Origin of the sequence: Gemmiger formicilis (genome assembly GCF_018784445.1) — a bacterium.
GTDB lineage: Bacteria > Bacillota > Clostridia > Oscillospirales > Ruminococcaceae > Gemmiger.
In genome coordinates, this window is the sequence record NZ_WQOH01000036.1 from 114,938 (window position 1) to 137,831 (window position 22,894).

Below are 22,894 nucleotides of genomic sequence, written 5' to 3' on the forward strand. Positions count from 1 at the left end.
TAGCACTTCCGAAGATTGCATGATGACCTTGCAGACAGCCGAGACATTGATACGACGCTGTTTTGAGGAACTTGACCAAGGCGGCTTTGTTTCGTTTGCTTTTCAGGGCGGAGAACCAACCTTAGCAGGGCTGGATTTCTTTCTGTTCTTTACGCAGACAGTGCGAAAGTACAACCAAAAGTGTGTAACGGTGCAGTATGCCATCCAGACAAACGGCCTTGCTGTTGCCGAAGAATGGGCGAAATTTTTCCGCGAAGAAAACTTCCTTGTTGGTATCAGCTTAGACGGTACTCCAGATGTACATGATGCTTTGCGCCCAGATGTTTCCGGCGACGGAACATGGACAAGGGTCATGCAGATGATCAAACTGCTGGAGCAGTATCATATCGAGTGCAACCTTTTATGTGTTGTCACCAAGCGTCTGGCTAAAAAGGCGGAACGTGTGTATAAGTCTATGAAAGCAACGGGTGTGCGCTATCTCCAATTCATCCCTTGCTTAGACCCCTTGGGCGCGCAGCGAGGAATCGAAAATTACTCTCTTTCGCCGGAACTGTACGCGCAATTTTTGTGCGCCCTGTTTGACGCATGGTATCGTGACTGGAAAACAGGTGTCTATGTCAGTGTTCGCCTGTTTGAAGATTATATACAGCTGCTCATGGGCGCACCGACGGGAACTTGCTCCACCACCGGCGCGTGCGGTTCTTACATGGTTGTGGAGGGCAGTGGCGCTGTTTACCCGTGCGATTTTTACTGTTTGGACGAGTACAAACTCGGAACGATTCAAAATGACTCTTTACAATCGTTGCTTTTGGGGGAGAAAATGCGCATCTTTATAAAGGATGGCCGGAATGTCCCCGCAGAATGTCAGCAATGCAGATGGGTAAACCTATGTCACGGCGGCTGCAAGCGTGACCGTAATACAGCAGACAAAGCCCAACGCAGTTACTATTGCAAGGCACTGCAAAAGTTTTTTGCCTACGCTGAACCCCGAATGCGTGAAATGGCCCGTGCGGTGCAGATGTACCGCTGAAAAGGAGACAGATTCTATTGGACAAGAAAAATAAATATTGGCAGTTGTTCCTTTCTACCTTTAAACTCAGCGCGTGTACATTCGGCGGCGGGTTTGTCATTATCCCTCTCATGCGGGAGCGCTTTGTGAAAGAACTGCACTGGATTGAGGAGGAAGAAATGTTGGACCTGACGGCCATAGCCCAGTCCAGCCCCGGCTCTATCGCCATCAATGCCTCTATTCTGGTGGGTTACCATGTGGCAGGAATCCCCGGTGCATTGATTACCGTAGTTGGTTCAGCACTGCCGCCGCTGATTATCATTTCCATCATTTCTGCTTTCTACCAAGCATTTCGCTCCAACAAGTATGTGAGCATGGCTATGGCCGGTATGCTGGCCGGTGTGGCGGCAGTCATCTTTGATGTAGTCATCAATATGGCATGGCCCATTCTGAAAAAGAAGCGCCTGCTGCCCATCGCTGTGATGCTGGCGGCTTTCGTGGCGACTCGCTTTTTCTCCGTGAACATTATCCTGATTATTCTGGTCTGCGGTGTGATTGGTGCGTTGGATACGCTGTATCTGCAAAAGAAGGAGGTCGAGGAATGATCTATCTGGAACTGTTCTGGAGTTTCTTTCAAGTCGGCCTGTTCAGCATCGGCGGCGGGTATGCAGCCATGCCTTTAATTCAAGACCAAGTCGTGGATATTCACCCTTGGTTGACAATGACGGGGTTTGCCGACATTATGGCCATTGCTGAAATGACTCCCGGCCCTATCGCTCTTAACGCGGCAACCTTTGTGGGAATTCAGGTGGCTGGGCTGCCGGGAGCGCTGATTGCCACTATCGGCTGTATCTTCCCATCCTGTGTCATTGTGATGACTTTGGCTTATGTGTACTACCGCTTCCGTGGCTTGAGCATTGTGCAGGGGGTTTTGGCAGGGCTGCGCCCCGCTGTAATCGCTATGATTGCCTCTGCCGGTATCTCGTTGATGATTCTGGCACTATACGGCCAACGTACTCTTCCAGCAGATTTGAGCAGCTTTGACTTGATGGCGCTGGTAATTTTCCTTGCAGGCTTTTTCGTCCTGCGCAAGTGGAAGCCCAGCCCAATCAAGGTTATGGCGGGTGCCGCCGTGGCAGGCGTTGTGTTGTACAGCATCACGGCCTGATACAAAACCGAGAGGATGTATATGAAATGAACAAGATTTTAGCCGCGTGGGCGTGGAACGGCCCGGTGTCCGAGCCAATCGCCTATGGCGAAGGGCATATCAACCAGACGTATGCTCTCACCGAACAAGCAACGCAAAAACGCTATATTCTGCAAAAAATCAATACTGATACATTCAAAGACCCGGACGGTCTGATGGAAAATATTTGCGGTGTAACGGATTTTCTGCGCGAAAAGGCCAAACAGCGCGGGGCTGACCCGGAACGTGCCACGCTCCATGTTGCGCTGACCAAAGCTGGAAAGCCCTATTATAAGGCCGCCGACGGCGGTTGTTGGCGTGTCTATGACTTCGTGGAGAACACCGTCTGCTTGCAGCAGGTGCAGTCCTCCGAAGATTTTTACCAAAGCGCCGTTGCTTTTGGCAATTTCCAACACCAGCTTGCCGACTACCCGGCAAACACCCTGCATGAGACGATTCCTCACTTCCATGATACACCAAAACGCTTCGCGGACTTCCAGCGTGCTGTGGCTGAGGACCGCATGGGACGCGCCGCACAGGTACAGCGCGAAATTGAGTTTGTCCGCGCCCGTGAAGAGGATTATCATGTTATGGTGGACCTGCTGACAGCGGGCAAACTGCCGTTGCGCGTCACCCACAACGACACCAAGCTGAACAATATCCTGTTCGACAAAACGACTGGGGAGGGGCTGTGTGTTATCGACCTCGACACTGTCATGCCGGGGCTGGCCGCGAACGATTTTGGCGATTCAATCCGTTTTGGCGCTAACCACTGCGCCGAGGATGAATCCGACCTCTCGAAAGTGAATTTCAGCATGGAACTGTTTGAAATTTACACCAAGGGCTTCTTGCAGGCAGCAGGTGAAGCGTTCACCCCGCTGGAAAAGCAGACCCTGCCGTGGGGTGCCAAACTGATGACGATGGAATGTGGTATGCGCTTCCTCGCCGATTATCTGGAGGGCGACCACTACTTTCACATCAACTACGAGACTCAAAACCTCAACCGCGCCCGAACCCAGTTCAAACTGACCGCCGACATGGAGAAAAGCTGGGATGTTATGCAGAAAATCATTGAGAAATATTGTTGATAGATATTTGATGCTCTTTTTTCTGCGTTTTGCGTAATGCAAAATCGCGTTTTCTCCTTTTTATAACGCCCGCGCCTGAAAAGCGCGGGCGTTTTTTACTCTACGTCGAGGTCAATAAGTTGAACACCGGGATTCTGGATGCCTTGGTGAAAAAGCACAGCGCAAGCTGTACATTTTACAACAATAGTGTAGAAAACATAGCCCCTTGCACTGGGCCACCCTTACGCACCGAAATACGATGTAAGTATAGTTACATTACGTTTCAGGCCCGACAGCCAAATTGGCTGTCGGGCCTTTTTTGTGCTTGTCTTTTTGAATATGCACGTTGAAACGATATTTTTATTGCGCTCGTGCACCTCCTTTTTGAGCTTCTATTCAATGAAACTCAAAATTTTGGAGGTAAATATGTCCAGAAAAAAGGATGCCAATAAATATTGGATTTATGGTGAGGATGCCGCACTGGCCGCGCAGTTTACCGCGTATTTGGCCACGGTGCTGAAGAACCGCAGGTTGACCTATATCCGCCATCTGAAGAAGATTCAAAAGGTGGAATGTTCCTATGAATATGCTGCCGAAACCATTGAACACGTAGATTCCATCCGGGAGGAATCCTTGGAATCTGCAGTAGAAGCCAAACTGATGTGGGAGGCTATCAAGCCCTATTTGCACAAGCTCTCCCCGAAAGAATGTGAGGTTATGATTTGCTTGTACATTGACCGGCTTTCGATTGCCGATACGGCGACGAAGCTGAAAATCAAGCCTGACACCGTGAGTACGCACAAACACAATGCAATCAATAAAATCCGCAATGCAATGGGGGAACACTGATGGGAGCATATAGAGAACTGCTGGCACAGGCCAAAAAAGCCAACCACACCGCTATCCAAAAGCTGTATGAGCGCTACTACACATTGCTGCGCAGTTACAGCTTTGTAAATGGCCGCTTTGACGAAGATCTGTTTCAAACACAGGTCATTGAATTTCTGATTGCGGTTTCCAAATTTCGTATGTGAGCAGCGCGAAAAATAATTTTAATTTTTCCCTCAAGGTTTTTATTTTTGCAGAGTATATAAGTTATAGAGGGTGTTGAAAGGCCCTCTCCCCTTGAGAGAACCTTGAAAGCAGAATAACCAGACCATTGGCTACATAAATTCGATCTTGCCGCAACCCACGGAGCGACGGCAAGCAGACTCTAAGGCGTGTGCAGCGGTTTAGCTATGATAGGATATTCCTGTCGCTATAAACGCGCTCACAGGCGCTCAGAGGGGCGGCGTGGAACACCGCCTATGCGATGAAAGGGTCGATCATTATGATACGCACCGTTGCGATACCCTCAAGGAATCGGCGGTACTGCCAACAATGTGGTACAGGACGCGGGCGCTGCTCCAGCAGCCGGGTCAATGGTCTGCCCTATATCCGGGAAGTAGTGTCGAATAGGATATACAATTTAATTTCAGATTATGGCGGTCACTTGTTTTCCACAGGTGACCGCCATGCTTGTGGAATTAAATCCGCAATTATTTTTGAGAGGAGTTGACGATTATGGGAGAACCATTTGGAAAGCGAGAAATTTTCCGAAAATACCCCGATGTAGTGGATGTACCACAGCTTTGCGAGATGCTGGGCGGTTCGCGGCCCGTGAGTAAGAAAACGGCATATCGTATGCTGAATGCAGGGAAAATCAAGGCATTTCGCATCGGACGCAGTTACCGCATCCCCAAGGTAAACGTAATTCGCTTTTTGCAGAACGAAACACCCGAAGATTGCAACACTGTCAATGCGACAATCGACAGCGTGGAGTAAAAAGCGCATATCCGCTATCATATAGGTGTCACCATTACCGTCAGATAGTCGGAAAGGAGCAACGCAATGAAAACGAAAGTTACAGGCTATCTTACGCAAAAACACGGATTCTATTATGTCGTTCTGAATCTGCCCACAGATGAAAAAGGAAAGCGAAACCGCAAAACGCTGAGTACAGGGTTGTCCACCGACCGCAATGCAACCAAGGCCAAGGCGCTGCTCCTGACGATGATCCGCGAAGCCAATGCCGGAGAGGAAGTGCGTGGTGTAAACGAGCGTCAACCCAAAAGCCAAAACAAAACGGAAGATGAAAGATGGAATTCACCTTGGCCGGGTATGCTGTTCTCGGATTACCTTGAATTTTGGTTGCAATGGAAACGCAAAAGCTGGGAAGAAGTTACTTATTCCGGCTATTGCCAGAATGTCAGATCGTGGATTGAACCGTATTTTGCTAAACGGAAAGTACGTTTGAACGAAATCACAGTGCTGGATATTGAAATGTTCTACACACATGAAATCAACCAGCGCGGAGTAAGCGGAAACACCGTACTTCATTACCATGCCAACATCCGCAAGGCTTTATCTGACGCGGCAAAGCTCAAATTGATTCCCTATAACCCTGCTGCCGAAGTGGAGCGCCCCAAAAAAGACAACTTTGTTGCCAGCTATTATTCAGCGGATGAATTAATGGAAGTGCTGCCTATTTTTGCAAATACCAAAATGGAACTTCCTGTCATGCTTGCTGCGTTCTATGGATTGCGCCGTAGCGAGGTAATCGGTCTGCAATGGTCGGCCATCGACTTTGAACGGAAAATCGTCACGATTTCACGCACCTTTGAACGCATCAATGTGGATGGCAAAATGGTGGACGTTTCCAAGTGCCGTACAAAAAACAAGGCCAGCTTCCGCAGTTTGCCTCTGATTCCCGCAGTAGAACAGGCTTTACTGAAAGCCCAAAAACGCCAGCACCAGCAAATGAAACTTTGCGGCGGCAGCTACTGCAAGGAATATAAGGACTACATCTGCGTGGATGATATGGGTCATCTTGTGACCCCGGACTATGTGACACGGGTTTTCCGCGAAATGCTCTTAAAGAATGGTTTCCGCCCGATTCGTTATCATGACCTCCGCCACTCCTGCGCCAGTCTGCTCATCAAGAACAAAGTCACGATGAAAGAGGTACAGATGTGGCTGGGGCATTCCAGCTTTTCCACCACGGCCAATATTTACGCCCACATTGACGTGGACAGCAAGATGGAAGCCGCGAATATGATTGCCAGCAAAATCAACCTTGGCGAACTTCCCGAAAAGAAGAAATCTCCCAAACGAAAAATCGCTTAGGAGAAAAACTCCGTTGGGCGAACTTGTCCGCCAAAACCAACGGAAAATAAATCCGTTTTGTCTGCCATTTGGGTAAAAAGTGGCAGACAAAATGGCAGACAAGCCTAAATCTTGTCTGCCACACAAAAAATACCTAAGCCGCTAAAAGGCTTAGGTATAAGGAATGCCGGTGATGGGGGTCGAACCCATACGGTGTCACCACCAACGGATTTTGAGTCCGTCTCGTCTGCCAATTCCAACACACCGGCGTGAAGGTACTTTGATATTATACCTGCATTGGGGGCAAATGTCAAGGGGTTATCCTACCCGCATTGCCAAAATCGCAAAGCGGGCGTCCGTGTCGGGGCGGGTATCGCCGCAGGTGGAAAGGGTCAACAGCTGGGTGCCGTATTCGGGCGTGACGCCGGTGTCGTACAGCGCCAGCGCCGTGATGGCCTCGACCCGGCGCTGCCAGTCCAGCTTGTTGGCGGCGTCAAAAAACGTGTAGTAGGGTTGTTCGTCTGCGCCAAGGACTGTATCCAGCGCGGCCACGACCTGCCAGGTGGCGTGCTCGTACAGGGTGTCAAACGTGAAGGTGGGGTGCGCTTTGTAAAAATCCTCGTCGCGGTAGTACACCAGTTGGCCAAACATCGAACCATCACGCATATTGTGACCGTAGATCAGCCAGTTGTCGGTGGGCGCATCGGGGGAGAGAGAGCACCGTTCGTCCAGAAACAGCGTGCCGCCCATGGCGTAAAAGCGGTCGAATCCGCGCCGCAGGTAATACTCGTTGTCGCCGGGGGTCTGCACCACGGGCAAATCGATGTCGGTGCCGTCGATGCGCAGCCAGCCGACGAGATCGGGGTTCTCTTCATATAATGCGCGGTACTGCGGCAAAATGGCGGTGCTTTCCACGGCGGGCGCGGCGGCAGACTCCGGCGTGGTGTGGGCGGCGGCATCGGCCTCGCGGGTATCGGCCAGGGCGTCCCGGGTCGCGGCAACCGGCGCAACAGTCACATGGGCCTGCCCGGGGGCGGTGGTCTGTGCGGCGGCAATCGGCGCGGGGGCGTTGGGCTGGCCGCCGCGGAACACAGTCTGCCGCACCAGCAGCACCGCCGCCAGGGCCAGCGCCGCTATGCCCAGAACGCGCAGCAGCCGCGCATGGCGGCGCTGCCGGGCGCGTAACCCGGTGCGGGCCGCGAAAGGGTAGTACGCGGTATCCCCGCGCAGCTTGCGGTAGCGTCTGGGCATGTACGGGGCTCCTTTCTGTGAAAGTGGCGGCACATAAGGGAACGCTCGTCGGGATCTCTCCGGCCGCCTTCGGCGTCTACCCTTTTTTGACAGGGGAGGCTTAAAAACAAAAAACGCCCCGGAGGGCGTTTACATCAGATTTTGCGCAGCATCAGCAGCCCGGCGGAGCAAATCAGGATAAGACCTACCACGCCAGCCAGATACACAACGGGGAAATCCCCGGTGGCCGGGGTCTCGACCTGGGCCGGGGCCGCCGTAGCGGTGGGGCTGGCGCTGCTCTGCGCCGTGACGACATCCACCTTGGCGGCGGTCTCGTTGACCTTAACGGTGGAATCACTCTTCTGTGTGCGGGAAGTAGAGCTGGTGGGGGTAGCCGTAGCCTGGGCTGCGGCGGAGTTTACATTCAGTGCGCCGCAGGCGGCCAGCAACGCAACGACGGCCACAAAAAAGGCCGCACAAAAAAAGCGTTTCATCGAAGAAAACGCCTCCTCATATTCAGTCTTTAGCTTCTATCAAAAACGATGCAGCGACGTGCCATCGTGGTTTATACTGTTTGTATTGTAGCACAGCTTGTTCTATCCGTCAAGGCATTGCAAAGAAATAGTAACAAATTGGCAACAAATGGGTACACATCACGGCAAGATTTCCCCCTTGCGTGCCCTTGCAAAATGCTGTATAATAGCTTTAATCGTATTGTGTGAGATTATGCCCCAATGGGATGGGCGGCGCGCACTGCACCAAAATTTTAAAGGAGTTGTAACGATGAAAGGTATTATCCTTGCCGGCGGCGCCGGCACCCGACTTTACCCGCTGACGATGGTCACATCCAAGCAGCTGCTGCCCGTCTATGACAAGCCGATGATCTACTATCCGCTGTCTACGCTGATGCTGGCGGGCATCCAGGACATTCTGATCATTTCCACCCCCACGGACACCCCGCGCTTTGAGGCGCTGCTGGGCGACGGCAGCCAGTACGGCCTGCATCTGCAGTATAAGGTCCAGCCTTCTCCGGACGGCCTGGCCCAGGCGTTCATCCTGGGTGAGGAGTTCATCGGTGACGACTGCTGCGCCATGGTTCTGGGCGACAACATCTTCTACGGCGCCGGTTTCTCCAAGCGCCTGAAGACCGCCGCCGCCAACGCCGCCAACGGCCGCAGCACGGTGTTCGGCTACTATGTCAACGACCCCGAACGCTTCGGCGTCGTCGCGTTTGACAAGGACGGCCACGCCACCGACATTGAGGAAAAGCCCGCTAACCCCAAGAGCAACTACGCCGTCACCGGCCTCTACTTCTACAATAATGAGGTCGTGAAGATGGCAAAGCAGGTCAAGCCCAGTGCCCGCGGTGAGCTGGAAATCACCACACTGAACCAGATGTACCTCGACCAGGGCAAGCTGGATGTCCAGCTGCTGGGCCGCGGCTATGCCTGGCTCGACACCGGCACGATGGACTCCCTCGTCGAGGCTGCTACCTTTGTGCAGACCGTTGAGCAGCGCCAGGGCATCAAAATCTCTGCCCCGGAAGAAATTGCCTACAAGTACGGCTGGATCACCAAGGAAAAGCTGCTGGAAAGCGCCGCCCGCTATGGCAAATCCCCCTACGGCCAGCATTTGAAGAATGTCGCCGACGACAAGCTGCAATACTGATAGGGCAGGGGAGTACGCATGAAAATTTTGATTACCGGCTGCCGCGGGCAGCTGGGCACCGAGCTGCAGCGCCAGCTTTCTGAGGAAGGCTGCGCCATCGGCCCGCTGCCCGAGCGCCTGCGCAAAGCCACGGTCATTCCGGTGGATGTGGACGAACTGGACATCACTGACCGGGAGGCCACCATCAACTACATCCGCCGCCACCAGCCCGATACGGTCATCAACTGTGCCGCCTTCACCAACGTGGACGGCTGCGAGACCGCCCGCGACGCGGCGTTTAAAGTCAACGCCATCGGCCCGCGCAACCTGGCCTTGGCGTGCGAGAAAATCGGGGCGCGGCTTATCCACGTTTCCACCGACTATGTGTTCCCCGGCACGGCCAACGGCGGCGTTGCACTGGACGAGTGCGCCGTGCCCGCGCCCATCTCTGCCTACGGCCAGACCAAGCTGCTGGGTGAGCAGTATGTCGAGCGGTTCTGCCGCCGCCACTTCATTGTGCGCACGGCATGGCTGTACAGCTACTACGGAAAAAACTTCGTCAAGACGATGATTCGCCTGGGCCGGACCCACGACAAAATCACCGTTGTCAACGACCAGCTGGGCAACCCGACGAACGCCGTCGATTTGGCCTACCATATTCTCAAGCTGGCCGTCAGCCACGATTACGGCATCTACCACTGCACCGGCAACGGCATTTGCAGCTGGTATGATTTCGCGTCCGCCATCATGCAGGGGGCAGGGCTTTCCTGCAAGGTCGAGCCTGTCACCAGCGCCCAGTACGCCGCCGCCAACCCCGCCAGTGCTAACCGCCCGGCGTGGAGCGCCCTGGAGAACCGTATGCTGCGCTGCACCGTCGGCGACGAGATGCGCGACTGGCAGGATGCCCTCAAGGACTTTTTTGCAAACTGGAATGGAGAACTTTGATTTATGAAAACCTATCTCGTTACCGGCTGCGCCGGTTTCATCGGCTCGAACTTTGTCCACTATATGCTGGAAAAGTATGAGGATATCCGCCTTATCAACCTCGACAAGCTGACTTACGCCGGCAACCTCGAGAATTTGCAGGACATCGAGGACGACGCCCGCCACATCTTTGTGCAGGGTGATATCTGCGACAAGGCGCTCGTTACCGACCTGATCGCCAAGTATGACCCCGATTACGTCATCAACTTTGCCGCCGAGAGCCACGTCGACCGCAGCATCAAGAACCCCGAAATTTTCGTCGAGAGCAACGTGCTGGGCACCGTGAACCTGCTGCAGTGCTGCAAGGATGCCTGGTATGACGCTGCCGCCAAGACCTGGAAAGAGGGCAAGAAGTACCTGCAGGTCTCCACCGATGAGGTCTACGGTGCGCTGGGTGCCGAGGGCTACTTTATGGAGACGACCCCGCTGTGCCCCCACAGCCCGTACTCTGCCTCCAAGGCCAGCGCGGATATGTTCGTCAAGGCGTTCCACGATACCTACGGTATGCCGATGAATATTACCCGCTGCTCCAACAACTACGGCCCCTATCAGTTCCCCGAGAAGCTGATTCCGCTGCTCATCAACAACGCCAAGCAGCACAAGAACCTGCCCGTTTACGGCGACGGTATGCAGATCCGCGACTGGCTGTACGTCATGGATCACTGCAAGGCCATTGATATGGTCGCCCAGGGGGGTAAGGACGGCGAGGTCTACAACGTCGGCGGCCACAACGAGCGCCCGAACATCTTCATCGTCAAGACGGTCATTGCCCAGCTGCATGACCGCCTGAAGGATGAGGGCATCAGCGAGGAGCTGATCACCCACGTTGCCGACCGCCTGGGCCATGACCGCCGCTACGGCATCGACCCGACCAAGATCAAGGAGGATCTGGGCTGGTACCCGGAGACTCCGTTTGAGAAGGGCATTGTGCTGACCATCGACTGGTATCTGGCCCACCCCGACTGGATGGCCCACGTCACCAGCGGCGATTACCAGAAATATTACGAGCAGATGTATAAGAATAAGTAAGAAGCCCACCTGCGGCGGCATGGGGCATGCCGCCCTACGATCCCTTTCAATAGGCGTGTAGGGCGGGGTGCCCTCACCCCGCTGCACCGCTTTTCAATCTCCCAAAGGAGCAACACATCCACAATGGCAAATTACAGAGAAGAACATATCCGCAATAACCGCCGCCTGGCGCGGCAGATCGTGGGCGGCGCGGCGCTGCTGCTGGCGCTCATCGGTCTGTTTACCGTGCTGGGCTGGGTCATCGGGCTGGTGCGCTCGGCACTGGATGACAGCAGCCTGCGCGACGAGTACCACGACCGCCTGTACGGTATGGTCATGCTGGACCCGGTCGCCTTCGACGATGTCAGCACCGTCGATGAGGGCGTGTTCAAGCAGGCCGCCATCTGGGGCACCGTCTACCAGGTGCAGAACAGCGGCGGCAGCCTGGACCAGTACGAGCGCGACCCCGACACCGGCTCGGCGCTGATCCCTGCGCTGGAAATCGACACCTATATCTCCAACCTGCTGGGGCCGGACTACCAGGTGACGGAAGGCTCGTTCAGCACGTCGGAGTTCGTCTACCAGTACGATGAGGAAAAGCAGGCCTATTACGTGCCTGTCACCAGTTCGGTGGCTCTGTACACGCCCACGGTGGAGATGATTTCCCAGAAGGATGGCAAACGCATCGTCACGGTCGGTTATGTGCCCACCGCCGCGAACAACACCACCGGTGAGTTGAGCCTGATGGCCCCCACCGAACCGACGAAGTATATGGACTACGTGTTCACCCGCGGCGAGAACCGCCAGTGGTACCTGACCGCCCTGCGCGAAAGCGACATGAAGGTGGAAGCTACGCCCACGCCTGCCCCGACAGATGCCCTGGTGGAGGACCTGCAGAACGACCAGCTGAACGCCGACACCGCCCCGGCGGAGGAAGCACCGCAGCCGGAAGGCGAGCAGCCCGCAGAAGAGGGCGACGCCCAGCCTGCAGAGGACACCGCAGAATCCACGGAGGACACCGCCGACAGCGAAAGCACGGCGGAGTAAACAGTTTCTATATCAGCATCGGCACCTCTGTATGGAGGTGCTGATTTTTTTTGCAATCCCATAAACAGGGATGCAATCTCCCGACAAATATGCTATAATAGCCACATATATTTGAGTGAGGTGTGGTACTATGGAAGAATTACTGCGTATTCTGGAAAAGAACGCTCGTATGCCCATTGAGGATATCGCGGCTATGCTGGATAAGACCCCCGAGGAAGTCGCCGCCATGATGGACGAGGCCGCCGCCAAGGGCTATATCCGCGGCTATGAGACTCTCGTCGACTGGGAGCAGGCCGGCGTCAACCTCGTGGAGGCTGTGATTGAGCTGCGCGTCACCCCCCATAAGGCCCGCGGCTTTGACGATATCGGCATGACCATCGCCCAGTTTGACGAGGTCGATACCGTGCTGCTGATGAGCGGCAGCTACGACTTGCAGGTCATCATCAAGGGCCGCAGCTTCCAGGAAATCGCTATCTTTGTGGCAAAGCGCCTATCCCCGCTGGACGATGTCCTCTCCACCGCTACCAGCTTTGTGCTGCGCCCCTACAAGCGCGGCGGCCGTCTGTACCTGGCCGAAGAACCCGATGAAAGAGAGTGTACCGTCCTGTGATGAACTACGATGAACTGCTTGCCCCTGCCGCCAAGGCCATGCGCCCCTCCGGCATCCGCAAGTTCTTTGATCTGGCGGCCGATATGCCCCACTGCATCTCGCTGGGCGTCGGCGAGCCGGATTTTAAAACGCCGTGGAGCGTCCGCGACGCAGGCATCCGCAGCCTGGAATTGGGCCGTACCAAGTACACGGCCAACGCGGGCCTGAAAGACCTGCGCAAGGAAATCTGCACCTACTTACAGCGCCGGTTTGAGCTGCATTATCAAGAAAAAAACGTCCTCGTCACGGTGGGCGGTAGCGAGGCCATCGACCTTGCCATCCGCGCGCTCGTGCAGCCCGGGGACGAGGTCATCATCCCCGAACCCTGCTTTGTCTGCTATGAGCCCATCACCCAGCTGACCGGCGGCGTGCCGGTGCATATCGCCACCCGGGCCGAGGATCAGTTCCGCCTGACGGCGGATCAGCTGCGTGCGGCCATCACGCCGAAAACGAAGCTGCTCATCTTCCCATACCCCAACAACCCCACCGGCGCGGTCATGAGCGCCGCCGAGGTGGAGGAAATTGCCGCCGTCCTGCGGGAAACGAACGTGCTGGTGCTGTCGGATGAAATCTACTCCGAGCTGACCTACGGCCTCGACCGCCATGTGTCCATTGCGTCGCTGCCCGGTATGGCCGAGCGCACCATCGTCGTCAACGGCTTCTCCAAGTCCTACGCCATGACCGGCTGGCGCTTGGGGTACGCTGTCGGCCCTGCGCCGTTGATCAAAGTCATGACGAAAATTCACCAGAGCTGCATTATGTCGGCCCCCACCACCAGCCAGTACGCCGCCATCACGGCGCTGCGCCAGTGCGACGACCAGATCGAGATGATGCGCGATGAGTACAACCGCCGCCGCCGTTACGTCGTCAAGGCACTGAACGAGATGGGCCTGACCTGTTTTGAGCCGCGCGGCGCGTTCTACGTGTTCCCCTCCATCCAAATCAGCGGCCTGACGAGCAGTGAATTCTGCGAGCAGCTGCTGCGGGAGAAGGAAGTCGCCATCATTCCCGGCTCGGCCTTCGGTGCGTCGGGCGAGGGTTACGCCCGCATCAGCTATGCGTACAGCGTAGACCATTTGCAGACTGCCATGAAGCGCATCCGTGAATTTTTAAAGGAACACGGCTGGATATAGAAATAAAACAACAGGAGAGTGACCAACAGTGCAATACCGCGCGGTAACGGTGCTGGCCCCGGCCAAGCTGAACCTGTCGCTGGACGTTGTGGGCACGCTGCCCAACGGCTACCACGATCTGGACATGGTCATGCAGACCATCGACCTGTACGAAAAAATCACGCTGCGCCGCAGCAATGACCTGACGCTGACCCTGCCCGGCAGCTTTGTGCCTGCCAACGATAAAAACACCGCCGTCAAGGCGGCGCTGGCGTTTTTCCACTACACCGGCCTGCTGGCGGGCGTGGATATGACGATTTACAAGCGGGTGCCGGTGCGTGCCGGCATGGCGGGCGGCAGTGCTGACGCTGCGGGCGTGCTGGTTGGTTTGAACGAACTGTACAACGCCCGGCTTTCCATGAGCGAACTGTGCGCCATCGGCGCGGGCATCGGCGCGGATGTGCCGTTTGCGCTGCTGGGCGGTACCTGCCGTGTGCGCGGCGTGGGCGATTTGATGAAAGCCCTGCCGCCCTGCCCGGACTGCTGGTTCGTCGTGGCGATGCCCAGCGTCGGAGTCTCGACGCCCGAGGCCTTTGCCCGGTATGACACGATGGGCAGCCCGGTCCACCCCGACTGCGAGGCCCAGGAACAGGCCATCCGCGCCAACGACCTGCGAGGCGTCTGTGCGGCGGCGGGCAATGCGCTGGAACACTGCTCCGGCGCGGTGGAAACGCCCGCCATCTGTAAAACGCTGCGGGCGCATGGGGCCGTCACGGCCCAGATGACCGGCAGCGGCGCGGCGGTGTTTGGCATTTTTGACGACGAGAACGCCGCTCGCAATACCGCCGTCGAGCTGAAAAAGGGCTACAAGCAGGTCTATGTCTGCAAGCCCACCCATGGAGGCCCCCGCGTGACGGTCCGCCGCACGTTTGGCACCAAGAAATAAGTTTACAAGCTCCCCTTTCTGCCCATACTCCGGTTGAAAGGGGAGAACTGTTATGACAAAGCATACCCGCCGCGTGCTGGAACTGGGCGTAGGCCTGGCGCTGGCACTGGCCATTGTACTTACTGTCGGCGCCGATTGGCACCAGCGCACCGCCGCCCAGGTACGGGCGGACACCCTGCGGCTGCATATTCTGGCCAACAGCGATACGTTGGACGACCAGCTGTTGAAATTGCAGGTGCGGGACGCCGTTTTGGCTGCCCTGCCGCCCGCTGTGACCGAAGCCGCAACCCCGGACGAGGCTGCTGCGGCCCTGCAATACGCACTGCCCGCCTTGCAGCAGGCCGCCGACACGGCCCTGCACCGCGCCCACAGCCCCCAGGCCGCCCGCCTGCGGTTGGAACAGTGGGACTTTGCTGCGCGGGACTATGGCAGCTTCACCTTGCCGGGCGGGGCTTACACAGCCCTGCGCATTGAGTTAGGCGAAGCCCGGGGCCGCAACTGGTTCTGTGTTTTGTATCCCGCTCTTTGCGTCTCCGGCAGCACCGCTGCCTACCCCACCGCCGATGAAAACGCGCTAGTGTTTGGAAGGTTTGAGGTAAGGTGTGCAGTTGCGGACTTTATAGGCAGATTGGCTTCCCCCGCGGGGGAAGCTGTCAGCGGCTTGCCCGCTGACTGATGAGGGGCGGCTTTGCTGCTGCCGCCCGCAAATGGGCCGCTGCGGCATATGCGCCCCTCATCCGGCCCTTCGGGCCACCTTCTCCCAAGGGAGAAGGCTATTAGAAAGGACACCGCCATGCTAAACTTCATCCTCGGCCCCTCCGGTTCGGGCAAATCCTATCAGATGCTGGCTGAACTGCGCGCCCGTGCGGAACGCGGGGAGCGCAGCATCCTCATCGTACCGGAACAGTTCACCTCCTCCACCGAAGGGCAGCTCTACCGCACCCTGGGGGACAGCCTTTCCGCTTATGTGGAAAGTTACTCCTTCACCTCGCTGGCGGAGGCCCTGCTGCGCCGTTACGGCGGGGCGGCGGTGCCCACCCTGACCGAGGCGGGCCGCGCCCTGCTGCTGCGCCGCGCGACGGATTCGCTGCTGGACAAGGTCGTCTACTACAACCGCCAGCGCCGCAGTGCGGCTTTCTGCGAGAAAGCGGCACAGACCATCAACGAACTGAAAAGCGCCGGTGTAACGCCGGAAATGCTGACCCAGTACGCCAACGCCCCCGGCGCTGACCGCGAAAAACTCAGCGAACTGGCGCTGATCTACAACGCCTACGAGGGGCTGCTGGCCCAGAGCGCCATGGATCCCGGCGACCGCCAGCAGCGCGCCGCCGAGCGGTTGGACGCAGCTTTTTTCGCGGGCTGCGCGGTCTACATAGACGAGTTTGATACCTTCAACGCGCCGAAGCGTGCCCTGCTGGCTGCTATGCTGCCGGCAGCCGACGTCACGGTCTGCCTGTGCTGCGACGGAGAGCAGGACACCGCCGGCGGCATGGGGCTGTTCAGCGGTGCAAAAAATGTTGTCAATACGTTAAAACGTATGGCCGCGGATGCTGCCATCCCGACACACACCGTCGTGCTGTCCGACGACCGCCGCCACGCCGACGCCCCGGCCCTGGCCGAGCTGAACCTGCTGCTGGCCGACCCGGCCTACACGCCGGACGTCACCGTTGACCCCGCGCACCCGGCCATCACCTACCACGCGGCGGCATCGCGCCAGGCCGAGGCTAAGGCCGTGGCTGCCGAGATCGCCGCCCGCGCCCGGCAGGGCACGCCGTACAGCCGCATGGCGGTCATCTGCCGCAATGCGGACCAATATCTGGCCCCCCTGCGGTACGAGTTCCGGCTGCAAAATATCCCGCTTTTCTGCGACGAAGCTACAAGCCCCGAGAACACCGCCCCGGCCCGGGCCGTCCACGCGGCGCTGGACCTGCTGCGTGGCGTGTCCAGCCGAAGCGTGCTGCGCCTGCTGAAAACCGGCCTTGTGGATCTGCCCGACACCCAGCAGTGCGCACTGGAAAATTACGCCTACACCTGGCGGCTGACCGCTGCCGATTGGCGTGTGCCCTTCACCCGCAGCGCAGCTGGCTATGCGGGGCACGACACAGAGCAGGATAAACGAACGCTGGCCGACGCCGAGGCCGCACGCGCCTTTATCATGGAGCAGGTCGCGGACTTTATCGCCAAAGCGTCCGGTGCGCCCGCCGCCGCGCTGACCAAGCAAATTTTTATCTTTTTGCAGGCCCTCGGCGCAGAGAAAACACTGGACCGCCTGGCCGGAGAGCTGCGCACGCAGGGCCGTCTGCCCGCCGCCGATGAAGTTCTGCGGGAGTGGAACACCGTCATGGGCCTGCTGGACCAGCTGGCCCGGCTGCTGGGCGATGAAATTTTACCCCCCGCCGACTACGCTGAGCTGTTCACCCTGCTGCTGCGTACCACCGACATGGGGCACATCCCCCAAAGTCTGGACAGCGTCATCGTGACGACGGCGGGCCGTATGCGCCTGCCCGAGACCGACGCCGTCTTTGTAGTGGGACTGCTGGAGGGCGAGTTTCCCCAGACGCCCGGCGACCAGGGGCTGTTGACCCATGCCGATCGTGACATGATGATGGAGAACGGCGCAGAACTGCCCGACTGCTTTGCCAACAAGGTGCTGCGCGAGGGCATCTGCTTCTACAAGGCGCTGACTGTGGCGCGGAAGTACCTTTGGCTCAGCTGGCCCAGTGCCGCCCACGGTGAGGACACCGCCCCCGCCAGTGCCGCGCTGGCCCAGGTGCTGCAATATCTGGCTGTGCCGCCTTACGCGCCCACTGCGGCCCAGCTGGCCGCCGCACCCGCCGCCGCGCTGGATGTGCTGGGGTTGCTCAGCCAGCAGCCTGGGACGGAGGAAACCGCCGCCGGTGCCGCCGTGCGGGCCGTGCTGGATGCGAACCCCGCGCTGGCCCCCGGATACGAGGCCGTGCGCCGCGCCGCCGATACCGCCGGTGCGGAACAGCGGGTGGAGAACACCGAGGAACTTGAAAAACTGCTGGGCCGTGGGCTGCGCATCAGCCCCACCCGGTTTGAAAAATACCAGAACTGCCCATTTGGGTATTTTTTACAGTATATCGTCAAAGCTGCGCCACGCCAGAAGGCCGAGCTGGCCCCGAACATCAGCGGCACGCTGACCCACTGGGTGCTGGAAAACGCCCTGCGCCGCCAGGGGGCCGCGTTCCGCGACCTGACGCCGGAGCAGCTGGAAACACTGGTCAATGACCTGGTGGACGAGTACGTGACCGAAAACCTGCCCGGAATGACCGTGCGGATGGAATATCTGGTGGCCCGCATCCGCCGCAATCTGGTGGGGCTGTTGGGCTTCATCCAGCGCGATCTGCGCCAGTCGGGCTTCCAGCCGGTGGCGTTTGAACTGCGCATCGACGACCGCCCCGATGCCGACGACCCCGGCGCGCCCCGCATTGACCCGGTGGAACTGTGCGACGACGCCGGGCACACCGTGCGGGTGGTGGGCACGATCGACCGCGTGGACGCCATGCCGCTGGAAAAACTGGGCAAGACCTACCTGCGGGTCGTGGACTACAAGACCGGCGGCAAAGAGTTTAAATTAAAGGAAGTCTATTGCGGCCTGGACTGCCAGATGCTGTTGTACTTATTTACGCTGGAACGCAACGCCGGGGCGCAGTTCCCGGGGGCAGCGGCGGCGGGTGTGGAGTACCTTTTGGCAGATCCCGCGCCCGAGAGCGTTGAGCGCCGTGAATTGACCGAGGACGGCGACCCCACGCCCAGCTACCCGATGAACGGCCTGCTGCTGGACGATGAGAGCGTTTACCGTGCCATGGACACGAAGGGCACCGGCGAGTTTGTGCCGCTGAATTTCAACGCCAAGACCGGCAAGGTGACCAACGGCAAAAGCACGTTGGCCGACGAGGCCAAGCTGGGCCGCATCCGGGATCACCTGGACGGCCTGCTGATCGATATGGCGGCGAATTTGTACAGCGGTAAAATCGACGCCGAGCCGCTGTGCGTCGGGAACAAATCCCCCTGCGCCTACTGTGACTTCCGCACCGCCTGTGCCCACCGCGACGGCGAGCACGAACGGACAATTACGATAAAAGACGACCCATTTGCAGAATAAGATAAGGGAGACCCCCATGCCTGAACAACCCAAAATTCAATTTACCCCGGCCCAGGCGGCGGCCATCACGGCGCGGGGCGGCAGTCTGCTGGTCTCGGCGGCAGCTGGGTCCGGCAAGACCCGCGTACTGGTCGAGCGTGTTGTCGGCCTCATCACCGACCCCGAGCACCCGGCCAACGCGGACGAACTGCTCATCATGACCTTCACGAATGCCGCCGCGGCCAAGCTGCGGGCGGATATCACGGCCCGCCTTGCCCAAGAGGTCCGCGCCCACCCCGGCAACATGAACCTGCGCCGCCAGCAGCTGCTGTTGCAGCGGGCGTCCATCGGCACGGTGGACGCCTTCTGCCTGCATTTTGTGCAGCAGCATTTCGCCATGCTGGATGTGCCGCCCGACTTTGAGACCGCCGAGGAAGCCGACCTGGCCCGCATTGAGCAGGAAACGCTGGCTGCCACGCTGGAGACCGCCTACACAGACCCGGATTTCCGCGCCTTTGCCGACCTGTACGACCGGGGCCGTACCGACAACACGGCCGGGGACGCCATCCTCGACCTCTACCACTTTACCCGCGCCCTGCCGCACCCGGCCGCGTCGCTGAATACTTTTGCCGAAATGTGGCAGCAGGACGCCCCGCCCCAGGAGACCGCCTGGGGCAAAGAGCTGTTGGGCATTGCGCTGGCCCGCGCCCAGGGCGCAAAAACGCTGCTGGAAAGCGGTGCGGCCATTGCAGCCCGGGACGAAAAAGCCGATGCCGCCTACACAGCCGTCATGCAGGACGACGCGGCCCGGGTGGGCAATCTCTGCCACTGGCTGGCCGAAGGCGACTGGGATAAGTGCCTGGCCGCGCTGGACACGGTCTTTGCGGGCTGGCGGCGGGCCGGGGCGGTCAAGGGCGGCAAGGACGCCAACCAGGCCGCAAGCGCGGCATCCGAACTGCGTGACCGCGCCAAAAAGCAGATGGAGAGCCTGCGCAAGGACGCGCTGCTCTGCACAGCCGATGAGTTTGCTGCCGACCGCCGCCGCGCCGCGCCCCTGGTGGCCGCGCTGGTGCGGGCGACGCAGACCTTCGCCGACAACTGCTTTGCGGCCAAGTGCGCTGAAAAAGTATTGGACTACGCCGATTATGAGCACCTGACGCTGGATCTTTTGCTGACCGAGGACAACGAGCGCACGCCGCTCTGCCGCACGGTCAGCGCCCGCTACGCCGCCGTACTGGTGGACGAGTACCAGGACACAAACGCTTTGCAGGACGCCATCTACTTTGCGCTGGCCCGGCCCGAGGCCGACAACCTGTTCTTTGTCGGCGATATCAAGCAGAGCATCTACCGCTTCCGTCTGGCGGATCCCAGCATTTTTGTGGGCAAACAGCAGCAGTGGCGGCCCTATCCGCAGCCCGTGTCCAAGCCCGCCACGCTGGCGCTGGATGCCAACTTCCGCAGTGCGCCCGGCGTCATCGAGGGCATCAACTACCTGTTTGAGACCTTCTTCTCGGAGGGGCTGGGCGGCGTGCAGTACGGCGACGGCCAGCGCCTTGTTGTGGGCCGCAAGGACAGCGACTACCGCGGTATGTGCGAGATCGACGTCATCGACGGCGCGGATGTGGACGGCGACGCGGCGGCCATTGCCCGGCGCATTGCCGAAATGGTCGAGACCGGCTTTGCCGTGCGCGGAAAGGATGGCGTGCGCCCCTGCAAATACGATGATTTTTGTATCCTGCTTCGCGGCCGCAAGGGCTTTGCCGCCTACGAGGGCGCACTGCGCACGGCGGGCATCCCGGTGTTTGCGGACTCTGCCACCGATTTGCTGGACGAACCGCACATCCGCCCCTTCGCGGCGCTGCTGCGCGTTATCGACAACCCTGCGCAGGATATCCCGCTGGCGGCGGTGCTGCTCAGCCCCTTGTTCCCCTACACGGCGGATGATTTAGTGGCACTGCGCGGTGCCTGCCCGGAGGGCAGCCTGTACGGTGCGGTGCTGCACGGCGGGCAGGCACAATTTGCCGTCTTTATCGAGGCACTGACCGAGTACCGCCGCCTGGCCCGCACACTGCCGGTGGATGAACTGATCGAGGAACTGCTGGCCCGCACCGGCTACCTGGCCGCCGTGGGCGCACTGCCCGACGGCCCGCGCTGCCGTGAGGACCTGTTGAGCTTTACGGCTTGGGCCGCCGGTGCAGGCCGTGCGGGCCTGCCGGCGCTGATCCGCGCCATGGACGCCGCCGCAGCCAACGGCGGCCTGAGCCAAAGCGTGGGCGGCCAGACCCGGCCGGGGTGCGTCTCCATCATGACAGTACACCGCTCCAAGGGTCTGGAATTCCCGGTCGTTTTTGTGGCGGACACCGACCACAAATTTAACCAGAGCGATGCCATCCGCCCGGTGCTGACCCACAGCCGTCTGGGCGTGGGCGTTATGCTGCGTGCGCCCCGGGCGGCCAAGCGGTTCAAAACGCTGCCCTATGCGGCGCTGGCCCAGGCTATCCGCAACGAGACATTGAGCGAGGAAATGCGCGTTCTGTATGTGGCGCTGACCCGTGCCCAGGATGCGCTCATCATCACCGTGCCGCTGAAAAAGACCGCCAGTGCGCTGAAAACACCGGCCCTCTGCGCGGCAGCCGAGGCCACCGGCAGTGAGTCGATGCGCAGTATGGGCAGCTGGGCCGGGTGGATACTGACTGCCGCCATGCTGCACCCGGACAGCGACGCGCTGTGGGGGTACACGAGCTTTCTGCCCCACCACCGCCCAACGGAGGTGCCGCTGACGATACGTCTGGTGGCGCTGCCGGAAAATGCCGAGCAGCCGCCCGCCCCCCGCGCGCCCCAGCCCGACCCGGCCACGGTCGAAATGCTGAAAGCCAGCTTTGCCTGGCACAGCCCCCGCGCCGCGCTGGAAAAAGTACCCGCCAAGGTCAGCGTCAGCGCTGTGGCCCATGCGGCCCGCCCGGTGGCATTGGAACGCCCGGCCTTTTTGCAGAAAACCGGCATGACCGGGGCCGAGCGCGGCACCGCCATCCACGCCTTTATGCAGAGCGTACCCTTCGACGGCCCAGCCCCCGACCTGGACGCCGAGGTCAAACGCCAGACGGATTTGCAGCTGTTGGATGCCGCGCTGGCAGACAAGCTCGACCTGGACGCCGTGCGACCCTTCTTTGAGAGTGCAGTCTGGCGGCGCATCCGCCATGCGAAACAAATTCTGCGGGAGGAACCGTTCATCACGGCCCTGCCCGCCGCCGAAGTCACCCCCGCCGCACAGCAGGGGAGTGCCGCCGAAGCGGAAGTGCTCGTGCAGGGCATCGCCGATTTGGTACTGGTGTTTGATGAGCACGCGGAAATTCTCGACTACAAGACCGACCGCAGCCGCGACGCGCAGTACTATATCGACGAGTACGCCGCCCAGCTGCGGCTCTACCGCCGTGCGTTTGCCCAGCGGCTGAGCGTCCCCGTGACGAAGCTGACGATTTACAGCTTTGCCATCGGCGACGAGATCGACGTGCCGCTGGCGTAAAAACAGGCTGTAGGGGCCGGGCATGCCCGGCCTGCGATCTTGCAATTACTGCCCCTTTATCTTTTGCATCGTAGGGAGGGGTCTTGACCCCTCCGCGGGGCGTCGAGGACGCCGCCCCCTACATCTTTCGTCATGAGCTTTCCGCCATCCGTAGGGGCGGGATTCCTCCCTTCCGGGCCGTATCCCAATATCACAAACAAAAAAGGTCGTGCCGACAATCCATCGTCAGCACGA

Annotated in this window: 20 protein-coding genes and 1 tRNA gene; 18 read left to right on the top strand and 3 right to left on the bottom strand. The window is 59.0% G+C overall.

Annotation, left to right across the window (positions count from 1 at the left end):
- The 8 genes from GPK89_RS11360 to GPK89_RS11395 form a co-directional block, all read left to right on the top strand.
- Positions 1-1,030, top strand: a 1,030-nt coding sequence (locus GPK89_RS11360; RefSeq protein ID WP_215693225.1) for a radical SAM/SPASM domain-containing protein, incomplete at its 5' end; no start/stop codon positions are given.
- A 17-nt stretch (positions 1,031-1,047) separates the two neighbouring features.
- Entirely contained in the window at positions 1,048-1,614 is a 567-nt protein-coding gene (locus tag GPK89_RS11365; RefSeq protein WP_199488064.1) for a chromate transporter, read from the top strand.
- The gene (locus GPK89_RS11370) at positions 1,611-2,177 is read left to right on the top strand and encodes a chromate transporter (RefSeq protein WP_113998758.1); all 567 of its coding nucleotides are present in this window, start codon (positions 1,611-1,613) and stop codon (positions 2,175-2,177) included. The genes GPK89_RS11365 and GPK89_RS11370 overlap by 4 nt, the downstream gene beginning before the upstream one ends.
- A gap of 26 nt (positions 2,178-2,203) precedes the next feature.
- On the top strand, positions 2,204-3,283 hold the full coding sequence (locus GPK89_RS11375; RefSeq protein WP_113998759.1) for a phosphotransferase enzyme family protein: 1,080 nt from the start codon (positions 2,204-2,206) through the stop codon (positions 3,281-3,283).
- Between the two features lie 405 nt (positions 3,284-3,688).
- On the top strand, positions 3,689-4,111 hold the full coding sequence (locus tag GPK89_RS11380) for an RNA polymerase sigma factor (RefSeq protein ID WP_215693246.1): 423 nt from the start codon (positions 3,689-3,691) through the stop codon (positions 4,109-4,111).
- Positions 4,111-4,296, top strand: coding sequence for a helix-turn-helix domain-containing protein (locus GPK89_RS11385; protein ID WP_113998762.1), 186 nt, complete (start codon positions 4,111-4,113; stop codon positions 4,294-4,296). The genes GPK89_RS11380 and GPK89_RS11385 overlap by 1 nt, the downstream gene beginning before the upstream one ends.
- A 529-nt stretch (positions 4,297-4,825) precedes the next feature.
- Positions 4,826-5,086, top strand: a complete 261-nt coding sequence (locus tag GPK89_RS11390; protein WP_113998761.1) for a helix-turn-helix domain-containing protein — start codon at positions 4,826-4,828, stop codon at positions 5,084-5,086.
- Positions 5,087-5,152: 66 nt separating this feature from the next.
- Positions 5,153-6,427 (top strand): tyrosine-type recombinase/integrase, encoded by a 1,275-nt coding sequence (locus GPK89_RS11395; RefSeq protein WP_215693248.1) that lies wholly within the window; start codon positions 5,153-5,155, stop codon positions 6,425-6,427.
- Positions 6,428-6,591: 164 nt separating this feature from the next.
- Here GPK89_RS11395 and GPK89_RS11400 read toward each other — a convergent pair.
- The 3 genes from GPK89_RS11400 to GPK89_RS11410 form a co-directional block, all read right to left on the bottom strand.
- A tRNA-Leu gene (locus GPK89_RS11400) sits at positions 6,592-6,675 on the bottom strand.
- A 49-nt stretch (positions 6,676-6,724) separates the two neighbouring features.
- The gene (locus GPK89_RS11405) at positions 6,725-7,657 is read right to left on the bottom strand and encodes a class B sortase (protein ID WP_215693250.1); all 933 of its coding nucleotides are present in this window, start codon (positions 7,655-7,657) and stop codon (positions 6,725-6,727) included.
- A gap of 134 nt (positions 7,658-7,791) precedes the next feature.
- Complete coding sequence (locus tag GPK89_RS11410) at positions 7,792-8,130, bottom strand: hypothetical protein (RefSeq protein ID WP_215693252.1); 339 nt, start codon at positions 8,128-8,130, stop codon at positions 7,792-7,794.
- Between the two features lie 289 nt (positions 8,131-8,419).
- Here GPK89_RS11410 and rfbA point away from each other — a divergent pair, with 289 nt between their 5' ends.
- The 10 genes from rfbA to GPK89_RS11460 all read left to right on the top strand — a co-directional run bounded on the left by rfbA (position 8,420) and on the right by GPK89_RS11460 (position 22,660).
- Complete coding sequence (gene rfbA / locus GPK89_RS11415) at positions 8,420-9,304, top strand: glucose-1-phosphate thymidylyltransferase RfbA (protein ID WP_215693254.1); 885 nt, start codon at positions 8,420-8,422, stop codon at positions 9,302-9,304.
- Positions 9,305-9,322: 18 nt separating this feature from the next.
- Positions 9,323-10,228 carry a dTDP-4-dehydrorhamnose reductase gene (rfbD, locus tag GPK89_RS11420; RefSeq protein ID WP_215693256.1) on the top strand — a complete coding sequence of 302 codons (906 nt, stop codon included), beginning with the start codon at positions 9,323-9,325 and terminating at the stop codon, positions 10,226-10,228.
- Between the two features lie 3 nt (positions 10,229-10,231).
- Positions 10,232-11,296 carry a dTDP-glucose 4,6-dehydratase gene (gene rfbB, locus GPK89_RS11425; RefSeq protein WP_215693258.1) on the top strand — a complete coding sequence of 355 codons (1,065 nt, stop codon included), beginning with the start codon at positions 10,232-10,234 and terminating at the stop codon, positions 11,294-11,296.
- A 123-nt stretch (positions 11,297-11,419) separates the two neighbouring features.
- Positions 11,420-12,322 carry a hypothetical protein gene (locus GPK89_RS11430; RefSeq protein ID WP_215693260.1) on the top strand — a complete coding sequence of 301 codons (903 nt, stop codon included), beginning with the start codon at positions 11,420-11,422 and terminating at the stop codon, positions 12,320-12,322.
- Positions 12,323-12,452: 130 nt separating this feature from the next.
- A complete protein-coding gene (locus tag GPK89_RS11435; protein ID WP_215693262.1) occupies positions 12,453-12,932 on the top strand; it encodes an Lrp/AsnC family transcriptional regulator in 480 nt (159 codons plus the stop codon).
- Positions 12,932-14,104: a pyridoxal phosphate-dependent aminotransferase gene (locus tag GPK89_RS11440; protein ID WP_215693286.1), complete on the top strand. Its 1,173-nt coding sequence runs from the start codon at positions 12,932-12,934 to the stop codon at positions 14,102-14,104. The genes GPK89_RS11435 and GPK89_RS11440 overlap by 1 nt, the downstream gene beginning before the upstream one ends.
- A 28-nt stretch (positions 14,105-14,132) precedes the next feature.
- Positions 14,133-15,029 carry a 4-(cytidine 5'-diphospho)-2-C-methyl-D-erythritol kinase gene (ispE, locus tag GPK89_RS11445; RefSeq protein ID WP_215693264.1) on the top strand — a complete coding sequence of 299 codons (897 nt, stop codon included), beginning with the start codon at positions 14,133-14,135 and terminating at the stop codon, positions 15,027-15,029.
- A 52-nt stretch (positions 15,030-15,081) separates the two neighbouring features.
- The gene (locus GPK89_RS11450; protein ID WP_215693266.1) at positions 15,082-15,705 is read left to right on the top strand and encodes a stage II sporulation protein R; all 624 of its coding nucleotides are present in this window, start codon (positions 15,082-15,084) and stop codon (positions 15,703-15,705) included.
- 117 nt (positions 15,706-15,822) lie between these two features.
- The gene (locus GPK89_RS11455; protein WP_215693268.1) at positions 15,823-19,158 is read left to right on the top strand and encodes a PD-(D/E)XK nuclease family protein; all 3,336 of its coding nucleotides are present in this window, start codon (positions 15,823-15,825) and stop codon (positions 19,156-19,158) included.
- 16 nt (positions 19,159-19,174) lie between these two features.
- Entirely contained in the window at positions 19,175-22,660 is a 3,486-nt protein-coding gene (locus GPK89_RS11460) for a UvrD-helicase domain-containing protein (protein ID WP_215693270.1), read from the top strand.
- Positions 22,661-22,894: the final 234 nt, after the last annotated feature.

Bases quoted from the DNA above. Each gene is read 5' to 3' on its own strand.
- GPK89_RS11370 (WP_113998758.1), top strand. From the start codon at position 1,611: ATGATCTATCTGGAACTGTTCTGGAGTTTCTTTCAAGTCGGCCTGTTC.
- GPK89_RS11375 (WP_113998759.1), top strand. From the start codon at position 2,204: ATGAACAAGATTTTAGCCGCGTGGGCGTGGAACGGCCCGGTGTCCGAG.
- GPK89_RS11380 (WP_215693246.1), top strand. From the start codon at position 3,689: ATGTCCAGAAAAAAGGATGCCAATAAATATTGGATTTATGGTGAGGAT.
- GPK89_RS11385 (WP_113998762.1), top strand. From the start codon at position 4,111: ATGGGAGCATATAGAGAACTGCTGGCACAGGCCAAAAAAGCCAACCAC.
- GPK89_RS11390 (WP_113998761.1), top strand. From the start codon at position 4,826: ATGGGAGAACCATTTGGAAAGCGAGAAATTTTCCGAAAATACCCCGAT.
- GPK89_RS11395 (WP_215693248.1), top strand. From the start codon at position 5,153: ATGAAAACGAAAGTTACAGGCTATCTTACGCAAAAACACGGATTCTAT.
- GPK89_RS11405 (WP_215693250.1), bottom strand. From the start codon at position 7,657: ATGCCCAGACGCTACCGCAAGCTGCGCGGGGATACCGCGTACTACCCT.
- GPK89_RS11410 (WP_215693252.1), bottom strand. From the start codon at position 8,130: ATGAAACGCTTTTTTTGTGCGGCCTTTTTTGTGGCCGTCGTTGCGTTG.
- rfbA (WP_215693254.1), top strand. From the start codon at position 8,420: ATGAAAGGTATTATCCTTGCCGGCGGCGCCGGCACCCGACTTTACCCG.
- rfbD (WP_215693256.1), top strand. From the start codon at position 9,323: ATGAAAATTTTGATTACCGGCTGCCGCGGGCAGCTGGGCACCGAGCTG.
- rfbB (WP_215693258.1), top strand. From the start codon at position 10,232: ATGAAAACCTATCTCGTTACCGGCTGCGCCGGTTTCATCGGCTCGAAC.
- GPK89_RS11430 (WP_215693260.1), top strand. From the start codon at position 11,420: ATGGCAAATTACAGAGAAGAACATATCCGCAATAACCGCCGCCTGGCG.
- GPK89_RS11435 (WP_215693262.1), top strand. From the start codon at position 12,453: ATGGAAGAATTACTGCGTATTCTGGAAAAGAACGCTCGTATGCCCATT.
- GPK89_RS11440 (WP_215693286.1), top strand. From the start codon at position 12,932: ATGAACTACGATGAACTGCTTGCCCCTGCCGCCAAGGCCATGCGCCCC.
- GPK89_RS11450 (WP_215693266.1), top strand. From the start codon at position 15,082: ATGACAAAGCATACCCGCCGCGTGCTGGAACTGGGCGTAGGCCTGGCG.
- GPK89_RS11455 (WP_215693268.1), top strand. From the start codon at position 15,823: ATGCTAAACTTCATCCTCGGCCCCTCCGGTTCGGGCAAATCCTATCAG.
- GPK89_RS11460 (WP_215693270.1), top strand. From the start codon at position 19,175: ATGCCTGAACAACCCAAAATTCAATTTACCCCGGCCCAGGCGGCGGCC.